Annotated in this window: 14 protein-coding genes; 12 read left to right on the top strand and 2 right to left on the bottom strand. The window is 62.2% G+C overall.

What is annotated here, in order from left to right; all coding sequences use genetic code 11:
• The first annotated feature begins 2 nt into the window (after positions 1 to 2).
• Positions 3 to 1,895, top strand: coding sequence for a DUF6350 family protein (locus sake_RS10510; protein WP_178946004.1), 1,893 nt, complete (start codon positions 3 to 5; stop codon positions 1,893 to 1,895).
• A 105-nt stretch (positions 1,896 to 2,000) separates the two neighbouring features.
• On the top strand, positions 2,001 to 2,291 hold the full coding sequence (locus sake_RS10505; protein ID WP_178946003.1) for a hypothetical protein: 291 nt from the start codon (positions 2,001 to 2,003) through the stop codon (positions 2,289 to 2,291).
• Here sake_RS10505 and sake_RS10500 read toward each other — a convergent pair.
• The gene (locus sake_RS10500; RefSeq protein WP_178946002.1) at positions 2,252 to 3,154 is read right to left on the bottom strand and encodes an aldo/keto reductase; all 903 of its coding nucleotides are present in this window, start codon (positions 3,152 to 3,154) and stop codon (positions 2,252 to 2,254) included. The two genes, sake_RS10505 and sake_RS10500, sit on opposite strands and share 40 nt — an antisense overlap.
• A gap of 83 nt (positions 3,155 to 3,237) precedes the next feature.
• Between sake_RS10500 and sake_RS10495 the strand changes: the two genes are divergently transcribed.
• A complete protein-coding gene (locus sake_RS10495) occupies positions 3,238 to 3,837 on the top strand; it encodes a TetR/AcrR family transcriptional regulator (RefSeq protein ID WP_178946001.1) in 600 nt (199 codons plus the stop codon).
• Positions 3,838 to 4,001: 164 nt separating this feature from the next.
• On the opposite strand, the gene sake_RS10490 is transcribed toward sake_RS10495, so the two are convergent.
• Complete coding sequence (locus sake_RS10490; protein ID WP_178946000.1) at positions 4,002 to 4,427, bottom strand: hypothetical protein; 426 nt, start codon at positions 4,425 to 4,427, stop codon at positions 4,002 to 4,004.
• 38 nt (positions 4,428 to 4,465) lie between these two features.
• On the opposite strand from sake_RS10490, the gene purN reads away from it, so the two are divergent.
• From purN to sake_RS10445, 9 genes are all read left to right on the top strand, one after another.
• Positions 4,466 to 5,035 (top strand): phosphoribosylglycinamide formyltransferase, encoded by a 570-nt coding sequence (purN, locus tag sake_RS10485; protein ID WP_178945999.1) that lies wholly within the window; start codon positions 4,466 to 4,468, stop codon positions 5,033 to 5,035.
• A 48-nt stretch (positions 5,036 to 5,083) separates the two neighbouring features.
• Positions 5,084 to 6,694 (top strand): bifunctional phosphoribosylaminoimidazolecarboxamide formyltransferase/IMP cyclohydrolase, encoded by a 1,611-nt coding sequence (purH, locus tag sake_RS10480; RefSeq protein WP_178945998.1) that lies wholly within the window; start codon positions 5,084 to 5,086, stop codon positions 6,692 to 6,694.
• A gap of 193 nt (positions 6,695 to 6,887) precedes the next feature.
• Complete coding sequence (locus tag sake_RS10475; protein WP_165001032.1) at positions 6,888 to 7,910, top strand: LacI family DNA-binding transcriptional regulator; 1,023 nt, start codon at positions 6,888 to 6,890, stop codon at positions 7,908 to 7,910.
• An 84-nt stretch (positions 7,911 to 7,994) separates the two neighbouring features.
• A complete protein-coding gene (uxaC, locus tag sake_RS10470) occupies positions 7,995 to 9,404 on the top strand; it encodes a glucuronate isomerase (protein WP_129360765.1) in 1,410 nt (469 codons plus the stop codon).
• Positions 9,401 to 10,792 (top strand): mannitol dehydrogenase family protein, encoded by a 1,392-nt coding sequence (locus sake_RS10465; RefSeq protein WP_129360764.1) that lies wholly within the window; start codon positions 9,401 to 9,403, stop codon positions 10,790 to 10,792. The genes uxaC and sake_RS10465 overlap by 4 nt, the downstream gene beginning before the upstream one ends.
• 75 nt (positions 10,793 to 10,867) lie before the next feature.
• Positions 10,868 to 12,685, top strand: a complete 1,818-nt coding sequence (uidA, locus tag sake_RS10460) for a beta-glucuronidase (protein WP_178945997.1) — start codon at positions 10,868 to 10,870, stop codon at positions 12,683 to 12,685.
• Positions 12,686 to 12,819: 134 nt separating this feature from the next.
• Positions 12,820 to 14,424: a glycoside-pentoside-hexuronide (GPH):cation symporter gene (locus sake_RS10455; protein ID WP_165001031.1), complete on the top strand. Its 1,605-nt coding sequence runs from the start codon at positions 12,820 to 12,822 to the stop codon at positions 14,422 to 14,424.
• Entirely contained in the window at positions 14,424 to 15,653 is a 1,230-nt protein-coding gene (gene manD / locus sake_RS10450; protein WP_129360761.1) for a D-mannonate dehydratase ManD, read from the top strand. The genes sake_RS10455 and manD overlap by 1 nt, the downstream gene beginning before the upstream one ends.
• Positions 15,647 to 16,192, top strand: coding sequence for a gluconokinase (locus tag sake_RS10445; protein ID WP_243155683.1), 546 nt, complete (start codon positions 15,647 to 15,649; stop codon positions 16,190 to 16,192). The genes manD and sake_RS10445 overlap by 7 nt, the downstream gene beginning before the upstream one ends.
• The last annotated feature ends 7 nt before the right edge of the window (positions 16,193 to 16,199 follow it).

Below are 16,199 nucleotides of genomic sequence, written 5' to 3'. Positions count from 1 at the left end.
CGATGAAGAAGACGCCTCGTAGCCCCTCGCCTTCCCGGTCGTTGCCTATGCCGCTCTGGCTTCAGGCGATGATCGAAATCCTCCTGACCAGCCTCGGATCGTGGTTTGTCATTCTCGTCCTGGTCCTGATCGGTTGGGCTTCACTGGGTTTCCCGGGATCGCCGGTGGCCGTGCTCGCCGGAACCGGTCAGCTGTGGCTCGCCGGACACGGCGTGGGGCTCCACATTGACATTCCCATGTCGGAATCCACGGAGGCGGTCGAGGGTCTTGCGACCTTCACCCCGCTCGGACTGACCGTGGTCTTGCTCCTCTTTGCGCGCCGAGCCGGGAAAAGGCTCGCTCGGGCGTCCTACGAGGGACAATTCTGGCAGGCCCTCGTGGGCGGGGCCGTGATGTACATCGTCATCGGGGCTGCCTTGAGCCTCGTCACGAGCACGTCCGCGCTTTCGAGCAATCCGGTGGTCTCCGCGATCGTTCCACTCGGAGTCTTGATGGTCGGTATGTTCTGGGGCGGTCACCAGGTTGCGGGCTCGTGGTTGCGCCTGGTGGGGATAGACCCGGAAAAGCTGTCCGAACGCTACAGCCAATATTCGAGGTGGACCGGAGCATACGTTGTATCGCTCATTCGGGCGGCATGGGTCGGCATCGTCGGGATCCTTGCGACGGGTGCTTTGCTCACGGGCCTTTCGATCTTTTTCCACTGGAACCGCATGATTTCTCTCTACCAAGGGCTCCATGCGGGGTTCCTCGGCGATATCTCGGTGACCCTCGTTCAGTTCGCTTTGCTGCCCAATCTGATGATTTTCGGGATGGCTTGGGGCAACGGGGCAGGATTCGCCGTCGGCCAGGGAACTGTGATTTCGCCCGCCGCGACTCATGCAGGTGCTCTGCCGTCTCTTCCGATCCTCGGCGCCGTTCCGGCAGAACCAACCACGTGGGCCTATGTTGTCCTTGCACTTCCGATTCTCGCGGGCGCCATGGCCGGCTGGTACTTCATTCGGGACGGGGAGAACCATCTCGATGAGTGGCTGACCCTCAAGCTCGCGTGGCGATGGCTGGCCGCCGTGCTGTCCGGGCTGATCCTGGCCATTTCCTTGGGGGCGCTTGTCGGCTTGGCCGCGTGCCTGTTCGCGGCGTTGGCACACGGGTCTTTGGGTGTGGGACGCTTCACCGATTTCGGCCCGCATCCCTGGACGACGGGTCTCTGGACCGCAGTGACCATAGCCATCGGTGCGATCATCGGTCAGCTCATTGGCCCGTGGATCGAGCACGACCCGACGACCGATGTCAGCCATGAGCCCCGCCCGGCCCGAGGTGTGAAAGGAAGAGGGAAAGAGCCGTCCAAGCCCAAGATCCCCGCCCAAAATTCCCCTGACCGGAAATCACGAGTTCGGACCATGGCATCGAGACCTGATTCGGAGCCGGTCTCACCCCAGAACGGGAATTCCCCAGAACGACCGGCCCAACCGAAGAATTCCGGGGTCAGAGCCTCCTCGGCCAAAGTCTCCCAGGCACCCGATCCCGGGCCGGAGGCCGCCTCGTCGGCCGCTCCGGAGCCGGAAGCAGAATCGAAGGAGCGCGACTCCGACCAGGTCAGCGCGCTCGCACGATTGCGCAAGTTCCGGCCGGGGCCCGACCAAGCACAGTCGTCGTCCACGGATGACAAGGCGCCGCTTGAACCGCCGGAGGCTTCCGCGGCTCCCCATGAGGAATCAGATCTGCCGTGGGCCGGCCCGGATGCGACGCCGGAAGAACCCTCCACAGAGGAGCAGGAACGGGGACCCAGAACTAAGGCGCCGGAACCCGAGGAATCTGAGCCTTCCGTCCCCGAGAAGCCCCACACCGTTCCGGAAAATCGTCCGGTGATCGCGCGGCCCGGTCGGCGCCGGAAATGAACGATAAGGCGAGGACCTAGTTCTCGTCGGTCATGGCGTTGTCAACGCTGGCATGGAGTCATGGAGCCATGAGGCAGGAAGCTGGTCGCCGCAGGCGGTGTGCGGGTGATGATAGTTGTCATGGTGGACCCGGGCGGCGACTGCCCGGTCTCTCGCTCAGGCAGCTCGGAGGAGGCTTCAACGTCGGCGCCCCATGACCTGCAAAAGCTAGGACCCGAGCTCGGCGGTGGAACAGCGCTACCGGGCGCCGGAGCCGACATCAACAAGCGCTCCCCGCTGGCCGAGCTGTTCCACCTCGATGCCGCGGTCGCGGGCAGTACGGCAGCCGCTCCACGGGCAAAGAGGCTCGCCGAGGTTCAGACCGTCGCGGCCCGGTCGAGGTCGGCGAGCATCTGATCGTCCAGCACCAGGGAGCCGGCGGCGATGTTCTCCTCGAGATGATCGACGGACCCCGTGCCCGGGATGAGCAAGCAGGTCGGGAAATGGTGGAGCAGCCAGGCGAGACCGACCTGGGAAGGCGTGGCGCCGAGCGCAGCGGCCACGTCACGAGCCGCGGGGAGATCGCTGACCGAGGGCGTCCCGGGAAATGCGCTGCCCAAGGGGAAAAACGGGACCCAGGCGATGCCCTCCTCCTGGCACAGAGCGCCGATCGCCTCGTCCCCGCGGGACAACAGACCGTAGGCATTCTGCACGCAGACGATCCCAGCGGAGATCGCGCGGCGGACCTCGCTCTCCGGGGCATTGCTGATCCCGAAGTCGCCGATCAGCCCCTCCTCACGCATCGCAGTCATGGCCTCGAGCTGGTCATCCAGGCCCACCGCCTGATCCGCGGGCAGAGGCATGCGACTCTCGTGCTCCGGCCGACGCAGGTTTACGACGGGGATCTGGTCCAGCTTCAGGGTCCGAAGATTGGTCGTGACACTCGCGCGCAGCTCCTCCGGACGCTGAGCCGGGCGCATCGGGAATTGCCCGCCGGGGTTCGGGTCGAAGCCGACCTTGCTGACGATCACCACGCCGTCCTCGGGCCGGATCGCTTCCCCCAGATACTCGTTGACCAGCTGGTCCCCGTAGAACTGGGCGGTGTCGATGTGGTCCACCCCGAGCTCGACGGTTCGGCGCAGGAGTGAGATCGCTGCGGTGCGGTCGGTGCTCGATCGCACGAGCTGCATCGCCCCGTATCCGACCCTAGCGACCGTGCGGCCGGCGATCGACCCCGGACCTCCGGGGCGCTGGGCGTCTGTGTTGTGATGAGCAGGCATGGTGACGACCCTTCATATAGAATGATGAGGTAAAGCGGAGGTTACTCCGTTTCCAGACCCACAGTAACCGGAGGTTCCTCCGCATGCAAGAATCATCGTCAAAAATCGGCACCACCCCACCCGCCCCGGAGAGACCACTCCGCGCGGATGCACAGCGCAACCGGGAGCGACTGATCAAGGCCGCGACTCACGCCCTGACGGATAAGAACCGCTCTTCCTCCCTCGAGGCAATCGCCGGGGAGGCAGGCGTCGGTATCGGGACCCTCTACCGACACTTCCCAACCCGCGACGCGCTCGTCGAAGCCGTCTACGCGACCCAGCTCGACGCGCTGCAGGACGAGGCCGAAGACCTCAGCCGCCGCCTCCCTGGCGACCAGGCGCTGCGCGAATGGGCCGCGCGACATGCCAGGTTCGCCGCCACCAAGCACGGAATGCTCGACGCCATCCGAACCGAGCTCTCCACGCCCAGACCCTCTCGTCCGCTTATCCGCCGCCGGGTGGCCGAGTCCGTGGAGCTGCTGCTCCGGACCGGCGTCGCGGACGGCACCTTGCGCGGCGACGTCGAGGCGGACGATGTGGCGGTCCTGCTGCTTGGCATCTTCCTGGCCACAGCCCGCGCTGGAAGGCCCGAGCAGGAGTGCAGACTTCGCGACCTCGCGCTCGACGCCTTACGAGTGCGGTAGCACTCCGCCCGCGAGTCCGCCGACTGAGTCCCCGCTGCATCGCCATCCCCGCTTTTCAGCGTCTCGATGACTATCGACGGCGCTGCATTGCCACCCATCGTGCAATCCAGGGGCTTGTTCCTTCATCCTCGGCGCGGTGACCACAACGTCATGGCCCGCAATGCCTAGCGTCCGGTCAACGAGTTCATCAGCGAGTCGTACAGGCTCTGCTGGCAACCGCTGTTGGATGAGATGGTGAGGGAATTCTGAACGCATTCACGGTATTCCGAGGTAACTGACCACATGGCCAGATTGATACCGGCGTTGGCGGCGAAATAGAAGTTGGCCAGTAGAACGAGCGCCAAGACGAAATAGCCGATCCACTGCCCACGGACCTTTTTGAGCGCAATCATGGTCAGGATGCACCAGACGGCCGCCAGGATCATCAGAATCATCGACACGACCAGCGCAGCCATGCCATACCGTGTGCTGGAGAGCATCGTGGCCACAAGCCCCGCGACCGAAAGCAGAATAGTGATCCTCGAGCGGTACACCAAGGAACCGCGGTGCTTGGGATTCGGCTGGTCCTGAGCAGGGCTGGGTGATGTCATATCTCAACACTACCGGGCATGTCGGTAAGGTTGAGTTCATGCGCATAGTGGTCATGGTCTCTGGTTCCGGGACAAATCTTCAGTCCATTCTGGATGCAGTGCAGGCGGATCTGCTCGACGTCGAGATCGCTGCCGTAGGGGCGGACAAGCCCTGCCGAGGAATCGAGCGAGCGGCCGATTCCGGTATCGAGAATTTCGTGGTCAGCCCTTCGGATCACGCAGACCGGGCCGCATGGAACCGCGCCCTTGAGGAAAAGATCGCCTCCTACGCGCCGGATTACGTCATCTTCGCAGGTTTTATGCGCATCGTGGATGCGGACCTGGTCGGCCGTTTCGAAGGCCGGATCGTCAATACCCACCCGGCCCTTCTGCCGTCTTTCCCCGGGGCCCACGGCGTCAGAGATGCTCTGGCCCACGGCGTCAAAATCACCGGCGTGACTGTTCACGTGGTGGACTCCGGAGTGGATACAGGTCCGATCCTCGCTCAGGCCGCGGTGCCCGTCCTGGATGGCGATGACGAAGAAGCACTTCACGAGCGCATCAAAGCGCAAGAACGTTCCCTCCTTGTAACCACAATTAAGAACCTGTCCGGCGGCGCAATAGACTGAGCGTCGTCACCGGCAGTAGTACGCCATAACCGATGAGTTGGAGTTTCCGTGTCCCTGACCGAGCTGAATCGCGTCCCGTTCAAACGAGCCCTGATTTCCGTTTTCGACAAGACCGGGCTGGATGGCCTGGCCCGTGGTCTGCACGAGGCAGGCGTGGACATTGTCTCCACGGGGTCCACTGCCCAGAAGATCAAGGATGCCGGCGTTCCGGTGACCGAAGTCGCTCAGATCACGGATTTCCCCGAGTGCTTGGAGGGGCGAGTCAAGACCCTCCACCCGAAGATCCATGCGGGCATCCTGGCGGATCGTCGCAAGAGTGACCACGTCCAGCAGCTTTCGGACCTAGGTATCGAACCCTTCGACCTCGTGATCGTGAACCTTTATCCGTTCGTTGACACCGTCGCCTCGGGGGCCGGGGAAGAGGACATCATCGAGAAGATCGATATCGGTGGCCCTTCCATGGTTCGCGCCGCGGCCAAGAACCATCATTCGGTTTCCGTCGTGGTGGACCCCGCTCAGTACGGCCGCGTTGTCGAAGCCGCCCGGAACGGCGGATTCGACCTGGCCGAGCGCCGTCGTCTTGCGGCAGGAGCCTTCTCCCATACCGCAGCCTACGACACCGCCGTGGCAACCTGGACCCAGCAGCAATTCGCTCAGGACCCGGAGGCCAATTTTTGGCCTCCCTACGCCGGAATGGGCTTCGAGCGCTCCGAATCATTGCGTTACGGCGAGAATCCGCATCAGCGCGGTGCACTGTACGTCGATCCGGCGGTAGCACCGGGCATTGCCCAGGCCGAGCAATTGGGCGGCAAAGCGATGTCCTACAACAATTACGTCGACGGGGATGCGGCGCTGCGAGCGGCCTTCGACTTTGCCGACCCGGCTGTTGCGATCATCAAGCACAACAACCCGTGCGGAATTGCCGTGGGTTCGGCGGATGCTGCGGATCCCATCGCTGACGCCCACCGCAAGGCTCATGCATGCGATCCGCTGTCCGCCTACGGTGGGGTCATCGCGGCGAATCGTGAAGTCACCCAGGAAATGGCCGAGACCGTCAAGGGGATCTTCACGGAGGTCATCATCGCCCCTTCTTACGAAGACGGCGCCCTCGAGGTTTTGAAGACCAAAAAGAATCTGCGAATTCTCCTCCTGCCGGAGGGTTTCGAGCGCGAGAGCATCGAATACCGTCAGGTTTCCGGTGGCGCGTTGTTCCAGCAGAGCGATAGGCTTCAGGCCGACGGTGACAATCCCTCTAATTGGACGCTCGTGGCAGGGGAAGCCGCGGACGAAAAAACTCTTTCGGATCTTGAGTTCGCGTGGCGCGCTCTGCGTTCGGCCAAATCGAATGCGATTCTGTTGGCCGAAAGCGGAGCTGCGGTCGGAATCGGTATGGGCCAGGTCAACCGCGTCGATTCGTGCAAGCTCTCGGTCGAGCGTGCCAATTCTCTCGGCGAAGGCAACCAGGAGCGTGCTCGTGGCGCCGTTGCGGCATCTGATGCATTCTTCCCGTTTGCCGACGGCCTTGAGGTCCTCCTGGAAGCTGGCGTGCGCGCCGTCGTCCAGCCCGGTGGATCGATCCGGGACGAAGAAGTCATTGAAGCGGCAAACAAGGCCGGCGTAACCATGTACGTCACCGGGGCACGTCACTTCTTCCACTAGTGCTCCCGAACGAACAAGCGATGACTCCCCGTTTTCCCGAAGAAAGCGGGGAGTCATCATGTTTGCGGCCGGAGCGGTCGCTTCTTCATGCCGAACAGGCGCCTCGGACCGGCTGCACGGCAAGAAACGGGAAAACTGTGCCGAAACGGCGGCAGGATTTTGCCGGTTCGCGACGGGGGTCGAGAATCTAGCCATGCAGGACAACGGAAAAGCCCGCGAATCGACCGGCCCGGCGAGTATCTACGACGTCGCCCGCGAGGCCGGTGTCGCGGCATCGACCGTCTCCCGCACTTTCTCACGCCCTGGAAGGGTCTCTTATGCGACCGCGGAGAAAGTCCGTGCGGCCGCGGAACGGGTCGGATACAGGAATCAGGCGCTGAGGCGTGCGGGCGGGACCGAGCGGAGGCCGTCTTGGATGCTCGGACTGATCGTTGCGGACATATCCAATCCGGTTTTCATCGACATGGTCCAGGGGGTCGAGATGGCAGCGCGGGATTCAGGGATGACGACGATTCTGTCCAACTCGCGCGAGTCCCGGGATCGGGAACAAGAGGCTATCCAGCGAAGCCTCACGAGCGTGGACGGGCTCATTCTTGCCGGTGCACGCTTGCCCGACGCCGCGATCCGGACCTTCGCCAAGCAGAAGGCGATGGTCGTGATGAACAGGGCCGTGCGGGGAGTCGCTTCCGTCGTCATCGATCAGGAACAAGGAACTCGGTCGGCGGTTGAGCACCTGGCGAGGACTGGAGCGCGCAGCATCGCGTACATCATGGGTCCCGAAACGTCGTGGGCCAATGGAATGCGGTGGGCAGCCGTCCGCGACGTCAGTAAGGCCGTTGGGCTGGAGTTTCGCCGCATCGGTCCTTTCGAACCCACAATGTCGGGAGGTGTCCAAGCCGCGAAGGTTTGGCGGGAGCGCCCCACCGACGCAGTAATTGCCTACAACGACCTGATGGCTCTGTCCTTTATGCGGCACGTCCAGTCGACCGGTGTCGTGGTCCCCGACGACCTGCAGATCGTCGGTTTCGACGACCTACTCGCATCAAGCCTGGTGAGGCCGAAGTTGACGACCGTCGTCGGACCTTTCGAACGAATGGGTGCAACCGCGGCCGCCCATGTGATGGCGATTGCCAATGGGGTCAAGGCGTCAACAGAGCGTCCCGTGGTTCTCCCGGCGCGTTTGATTACCCGGGGGAGCACGCGCGGCATCGGTTAGGCACCTCTGCCCCAACTCAGGGAATTCGCGGCAACTTGTGGCAACCGGTATCTGAGTTACGGTCACCGGGCGTGGAATGTCTTTATGACACAGTCCATTGCATTGCACCCCGATCGCCTTCTTCCGGCAGATCCGGCAACACGCAACGTGGCCCGGGATCTGGTTGCGGTCGCCGAAGAGCTGCCGCTGTTGTCCCCTCACGGCCATGTGACCGCGGAATCCATCGCGCGCAATGAAGCCTTCCCTGATCCCGCGGCCCTGCTCATCAGCCCCGACCATTACGTATATCGGCTGTTGAACGCGGATGGGGTGAACCTGGAGAACGTCAACGCGGGCACCGCCGAGGATGCCGATGCCCGCGATATCTGGCGTGCCTTCTGCGAACGGTGGGAGCTCTTCGACGGAACGGCCTCCGGGTACTGGCTCCGAAGAGAATTCGCGACCGTCTTCGGGGTCGACGATTCGACGATCGACGGTGCCCACGCCGACGAGCTCTTTGACCAGATCTCGGAGGTGCTGGCGCGTCCTGAATTCCGTCCGCGTGAATTGTTCCGAGACTTCGACCTCGAGGTGCTGGCCACCACGGACGACCCGTTGGATGATTTGGCGGCCCACCGGGAATTGGCGTCCGACCCGACCTTCGACGGGAGGGTCCTCCCGACTTTCCGACCCGATGCTTTCGTCAAATTCTGGAACCCTTCTTTTGCTCGGAATGCGGACCGGCTCATCCAAGAGGCAGGAGACGGGCTGACGGGATACGCAGGTTATCTGCGTGCGATGGCCAACCGCAGGGCCTACTTCGTGGAAAACGGTGCCGTTTCGGCAGATCACGGAGTGTGGACCCCTGAGTCGGTCAAGCTCGGGGACCAAGAGGCCAATGACCTCTTCGAAAAGGGCCTCGCGGGAACGGCCACCAACGCCGAAGCCCTCCGCTTCGAGGCCAACATGACCTATCAGTTCGCTCGGATGTCCTCGGAGGACGGGCTGACCATGACGATTCATCCGGGATCCTACCGAGACCACAGCTCTCGGACCGTTGAACGTTTTGGGCCGGATACCGGCAACGACATCCCGTTCGGGGTGGATTACACGCGCGGGTTGCAGCCCCTGTTGTCGGATTTCGGCAATTCGGACGATTTCAATCTGGTGCTCTTCACCCTGGACGAGACGACGTTCTCGCGGGAAATCGCACCGCTGGCCGGCTTCTACCGCGCCGTGTACGCGGGCGCCCCGTGGTGGTTCCTCGACGAACCCGACGCGATGCACCGTTTCCGTTCGGCGACAACTGGAACCCTCGGTTTTTCGCGAACTTCGGGATTCATCGATGACACGCGAGCGTTCTGTTCCATCCCCGCCCGTCACGACGCCGCCCGCCGGGTTGATGCGGGGTTCTTGGCCAAGCTCGTGGTCGAGCACCGCATTACGGAGGAGCGTGCGCGCTCCGCGATCGTGGAATTGACCGATTCGAACCCGCGGAAGGTCTTCAAGCTATGAGCACGTCGCTGAACCGGATCACCGCCGCCCGGCACGTGGGCGATCCCGCCCCCGTCCGTGTGGTCCATCTGGGGTTGGGCGCATTCCATCGTGCCCACCAGGCCTGGTACACGCAGCACGCGGAGTCCGACGCACGTGATCCGAAGTGGGGTATTGCGGCGTTTACCGGTCGCAGTCCCGTCGCGGCCGAAGAACTCGCTCCCCAGGAAGGCTTGTATTCGCTGGTTGAGCGGGCCGCCGACGCGGATTCCGTGGAATTGATCCAGTCGATCGTCGAGGTCCGCCCGGCCTCGGATTCGAAACGTTTGGTTCAGCTGCTGTCCGCTCCGGAAATTGCACTCGTCACGCTGACCATCACGGAAGCCGGATACCACCTAGATCCGGCCGGAGAACTGAAAGCCACCGACGAGGACGTGGCCGCCGACATCGCAATCTTGCGTGAGGCTCTATCGGACCCTTCACAGGACCCGCCGTTGCTCACGGCCGCGGGCCGATTGGTGCTCGGCCTCGATCGTCGCCTCAGGTCCTTGGGAAACGAAGCCGGAATCGCGGTCGTATCCTGCGACAACATGGCTGACAACGCGACCGCGACTCGGAACGCGGTTCTCGGCACGGCCCACGCATGCAAGGACGGACTCGCGGAGGAGATCGATCGGGTGGTCTCCTGGGTCGGGACTTCGGTGGACCGCATCACGCCCGCGGCGACGGAGGAACTCGCTCAGTTCGTTGCCGAGAAAACGGGGTTCGATGACGCGGCGCCGGTCGTCGCGGAGCCCTTTCGTTCTTGGATCTTCTCGGGAGATTTTCCGGGGGGTCGCCCGGAATGGGAACGTGCAGGTGCCCAGTTCGTGGACGATCTTGAACCCTTCGAGCGCAGAAAACTGTGGCTCTTGAACGGTACTCACAGTTACATGGCCTACGCCGGCCAGCTGGCAGAACATCGCACCGTGGCCGAAGCGATCGCCGATCCCGCGATCCTGTCGAAGATCGAAGCTTTTTGGGACGAGGCCTCGCGGCACCTGACGGACCCACAACTCGATGTGCCGTCCTACCGGGAGGATCTGCTGACCCGGTACCGCAATCCCCGGATCCAGCATTTCCTGGCTCAAATCGGTACCGATGGGGCCAGCAAGTTGCGCATTCGCGCCCTGCCGATCTACCAGGCCGAACGCGAGGCCGGCCGCGACGGCGCCGCCGCGGCCGGCGCGATCGCCTCGTGGATCGCTTGGCTCATCACCCAAGACTCCCGGGACATCAAGGACTCGGAGGTGGATTCCATCCGTCAGGCCCTCGCCTCAGACGACACCACGCGTGCCTTGCTCGATGTGCTTCAACCCGGGCTGGGGCAGGATACGCACCTTGTCTCGCTCGTGCGGTCCCATAACTGACCCCTCAGAATACGGTTCCACGGCAAACGAGCCACCCATCGAACCTCGTGTTGCCCCAGAAAGGACTTACCCCACATGTTGCGACCCCAAGACACATCGACTCGTCAGCGAGTCAGCCTGGATGGTCTCTTCGACTTCGCGGTCGACTGGCACCACGACAGCTTTGAGAAGGGCTGGGCCCAGCAGTTCCCGAAACAAGGGTTGAAAGCGCCGGTGCCCGGGTCTTTCAACGACCTGTATGCCGATAGCGCGATTCGCGAGCACGTCGGTTGGGTCTGGTATTCCCGTGATGTCCGAGTTCCGCGCGGATTCTCGACGGGTAGGACTCTCCTCCGCTTCGACTCCGCGACCCATCTCGGAGTGGTCTTCGTCAACGGTCAGGAAGTGGTCCGCCACCAGGGCGGTTATATGCCGTTCGACGTCGACGTCACCGAGCACGTCCACCCCGGTGAGGTATTCACTATGACCGTCGCCGTGAACAACGAGTTGTCGCACGAGACTCTTCCTCCCGGGGAGGTAACCCAGGACGGCCAGGGCCGAAAACATCTCGCGTACCGTCACGACTTCTTCAATTACGCGGGCCTTCACCGTAGCGTGTGGCTTTGCAATGTCGCCGACGTTCGCCTCGACGATGTGACTGTAGTTGCCGAATTCGAAGGCGGTGAAGGCGGCCGAGGAATCGTGCATTACACCGCGAAGTTCACCGGGGATGCCCCGGAAGCGGCCGTTCAGGTCCTGGACGCGGAAGGCGATGTCGTCGCAGGTGCAGAGCGAGTCGCGGCGAGCGACTCGACCCTGGACGGTGAGTTGTCCTGGTCCGGAGTTGAACTCTGGAAACCAGGACGAGGCTACCTCTATACGCTCCGCGTGCTGACGTACGACAACGGTGAACTCGTCGACGAATACGATCAACGTTTTGGCGTACGGACCGTTGAGGTACGAGGCAAGCGGTTTCTCATCAACGGGGAGCCTTTCTACTTCACGGGTTTCGGAATGCACGAGGACCACGAGACGATCGGCAAGGCCCACTCGAACGCCCACATGGTTCAGGACTTTGGCCTGCTGAATTGGATCAACGCCAATTCCTTCCGCACCTCGCACTACCCGTACGCCGAAGAAATCATGGAGTACGCCGACGAGCGCGGAATCGTCGTCATCGACGAGACCCCGGCGGTTGGACTGAACTGGCATATGGGTGCCGGAATCATGGACCAGGGAGGCGGAAACACCTTCGATCCCGGCAACGTCGACGAGAACACCCAAAAGGTCCACGCCCGTGAAATCCGCGAACTCATCCAACGGGACAAGAACCATCCCTCGGTGGTTCTGTGGTCGATCGCCAATGAACCAGACTCCGGGGCCGAGGGCGCGCGGGAGTACTTCGAGCCGCTCGAAAAGCTGACCCGCCGACTCGATCCCTCACGGCCTGTCGGGTTCGTCAACGTCATGTTCGCGCCCTGTGGAGTCGACAAGATCTCGGATCTGTTCGATGTGCTGATGCTGAACCGCTATTACGGCTGGTACGTAGACGCCGGAGACATCGTCGCGGCCCGAGGTTCCCTTCGCAAGGAACTCGAGGCCTGGGACGAGCAATACGGCAAACCAACCATCATGACCGAATACGGCGCGGATACGATCGCGGGTCTCCACTCGGTTTTCGAGATCCCCTTCACCGAGGAATACCAGACAGCACTGCTGCGCATGTATCACGAGGAATTCGACCGCGTGGAATGCATGGCCGGTGAGCAGGTGTGGAATTTCGCGGATTTCCAGACCAAGAACGGGTTCGCGCGCGTGGACGGTAACAAAAAGGGAGTGTTCACCAGGGACCGCAAACCCAAGGCTCTGGCCCATGAGCTCCGGAGACGGTGGTCGGAGAAACTCGGCCGTTGACCCCTGGTACGTGACGATGCTGCCGGTCCGCCACGGGCTCACCGATGAGAACGGTCAACCCTGGCGAGGTCGAGACACCGTCCCAGCCATCTCCATTAAGCCCTTGTAGGGCACCCCAGGCAAAGGAGCCTGTCATGTCAGAAATAGCTACTTCGTCCATACCTCACGTGGCCCACGAGCATCTGCCCAAGAGACGCATCGCGGGCTACGGTCTCGGAGACGCAGGATGCAACGTCGCGTTCCAAATGACCGGCGTGTTTCTTCTCCTGTTCTACACGGACGTGGTGGGCATCCAGCCCGCGCACGCGAGCGCGATCTTCCTGTTCGTGAAATTCTGGGACGCTTTTGCTGATCTTTTTGCCGGTCGCATGGTCGACCGGACCATGACCCGGTGGGGCAAATTCCGTCCGTTTCTGCTGTGGTACTCGGTTCCGCTTCTGCTGTCGAATGTTCTCTGCTTCTGGATTCCCGTGGACTCGTACGCGACCAAGATCGTATGGGCGACCGTAAGCTATGCCCTCTTGGGACTGCTGTATTCGATGGTCAATATCCCGTTCGGGTCGCTCGCGGGGGCCATGAGCCAGAATCCGGTGGACAGGTCGCGGCTCGCTTCGGCGCGCATGGTCGGCTCAGGGGCCACGATTCTTCTGCTTTCCGTATTTCTCGCACCCCGGCTCAAACAGGCTGAGGACCTCGCGACCACCTTTCTTGTCACGTCCATCGTCTTCCTGGTGATCGGCGCGATCTTCTTCTACACCACGTTCCTCACTTCGAAAGAAGTGGTGTTCCGTGAGGTCGAGAAGGTGAGCTTCAAGGAGACCCTGTCCACGATCCGGCGGAACGGCCCCTTGCTGAGGTTGTGCGCCTCTTCGCTCTTCTACTTGACTGCGCAGTCGATGATCGGTGCGCTCACCATTTATCTCTCCAACGTGGTCCTCTCCCGGTACACCTCTGGAGGCTGGGTCGCGTCCGTCTCGATCATCATCACCACGGGAGCGGTATTGTACGTCGGCCCGTTCGGCCCTATGGTCACCCGCGCGATGGGGAAGAAGAGAGGGTTCGTCTACAACTGCATGGTGGCCGCCGCGGGCGGTGTCCTGTTCGCGTTGAGCAATTCCGTCTGGCATTCCTTGGCCATGAGCCTCATTGGGCTGTTCCTGATGGGTGTCGGGATGGGGCTGCTGAACACCATGACATGGGCGCTCGAAGCCGACACCGTTGAATACGGTGAATACCGGACCGGTGTCCGGACTGAAGGAGCCACATACGCGGCGTTTTCCTTCACACGAAAGGTCGGGCAAGCCCTCGGACAGTCCCTGGGCGGCATCGTGCTGACCTGGGCCGGATATACCGCCGGGAAGGGAAGTCAGGGCGACGGAGTCGTGTCCGGTTTGGCCATCTACGGTGGCCTGATTCCGGCGGCCATATTTATTCTCGCAATGCTGATCATGACCGGTTATCCCCTGACCGAGGCAAAATTCACATCGGTCATGAAATCCATTGAGGCAAACCGGAGGCAGCGTCACGAAGGCCTGGAAACAGGAGCGATCCCGACCTCGGTCGAGACCTCCTCGGACCTCAATGGTCCTACTGCTCGTGCGTCCCATCCCGCCACCAGCTCGCAGGAGGCCGTGCCCGGGAACGATCAGGCCCAAATCCACATTGTCGAGGATCAGTCCGGGGACAATTCCACGGACGATGATTCGCACCACGACGACTACCCAACGAAAGGACAATAATGCGCATCGAGAAGGCAGAGGTCTTCGTGACGAGCCCGTCCCGCAACTTCGTGACTCTTAGGATCACGACGGACGAGGGAGTCACCGGTATAGGCGACGCAACCCTGAACGGGCGTGAACTGGCGGTTGCCGCTTACCTCAAGGAGCATGTCTGTCAGCTCCTGCTGGACAAGGATCCCAGCACTATCGAAGACACATGGCAATTCCTGTATCGGGCGTCGTACTGGAGACGCGGCCCGGTCACCATGGCCGCGATCGCCGCCGTCGACATGGCTCTCTGGGATATCAAGGGCAAGGTCGCCGGAATGCCCGTGTACCAGTTGCTGGGCGGGGCCTCGCGCCGCGGCTGCCGGGCCTATGGCCACGCGTCCGGAAGAGACCTTGAACAGCTGTTTGACTCGATCCGGGAGGAACTCGAGTTGGGCTACAAGTCGATTCGGGTGCAGACCTCGGTACCCGGAATCGAGAAACTGTACGGTGTGGCCGCACAGGAACAGTCGACGGGAGAGCGGTACGACTTCGAACCAGCTAACCGCGGGACCCAACCCGTCGAGGAGGACTGGGACACCCGGGCCTATCTGCGGCACGTCCCCACCGTCTTCGAGGCCGTGCGCAACGAGTTCGGGCCTGAGCTGCCCTTGCTGCACGACGGCCACCACCGGATGACACCTCGGGAGGCCGCTCAACTGGGGAAATCACTGGAACCGTATGACTTGTACTGGCTCGAGGACTGCACGCCGGCCGAGAACCAGGAAGCATTGCGACTGGTCCGTGAGCACACCACGACCCCTTTGGCGATCGGTGAGGTCTTCAACTCCGTCTACGACATCAAAGATCTCATCCAGGAACAGCTCATTGACTACGTGCGGTGCGCCTCGACGCATTTCGGCGGAATCACGCAGCTCAGGAAGGCCATGAATTTTGCCGAGATGTACCAGGTCAAGTCGGGATTCCACGGTCCTACGGACGTCTCACCGATCGGATTCGCGGCTCAACTTCACCTCGGATTGTCCATCCACAACTACGGGCTCCAGGAATACATGCCCCATTCCCCGTTGACACGTGAAGTCTTCCACGAGGGGCTGACCTTCGAAGACGGATATCTGCACCCGGGTGACGCTCCGGGACTCGGAGTCGAATTCGATGAGGAAGCCGCGGCCCGTTTCCCCTACGATCAGGCATATCTCCCGTACAACCGACTTGCCGATGGGACCGTACACAATTGGTAGAAAATCAACATACTGAGCCGCCGCTGATCGTGGTCATGGGGGTTTCCGGCGCGGGCAAAACGACCATCGGATCCCTCCTGGCTACTCGCTTGGACGCCGAATTCGTCGATGCCGACTCGCTGCATCCTCTGTCGAATGTCGAGAAAATGGCGGCTGGTCACCCGCTCACGGATGAAGACCGGTGGCCGTGGCTGCGCGTCGTCGGCCAGAAGCTGCACGATGCCGCCCTCGCCGACCCCCAGAGCACCGGACTGGTCATTGCGTGTTCGGCACTCAAGCGTGTCTATCGCAAGACGATCAGCGCGGAGTCCCCGGGGACATTCTTCGTTCATCTCGCCGGCGACGAAGAAACGCTGTCTCACCGTCTCGAGGGTAGGAGCGGACATTTCATGCCTCAAGGACTTCTGCGCTCGCAATTGGACACGCTCGAGGAACTTGAAGACGACGAGCGGGGTACGCGCATTGACATCGATGCGTCGATAGACCACATCTTGGACGAATCAGTGCGAGCAATAGCCCGTAGGGCCGCCGGCTGGTAGAGATATC

This window comes from Kocuria sp. TGY1127_2 (assembly GCF_013394385.1).
GTDB lineage: Bacteria > Actinomycetota > Actinomycetes > Actinomycetales > Micrococcaceae > Rothia.
The sequence above is the reverse complement of the archived record's forward strand: the minus strand, read 5'-3'. Positions and strand labels throughout refer to the sequence as shown.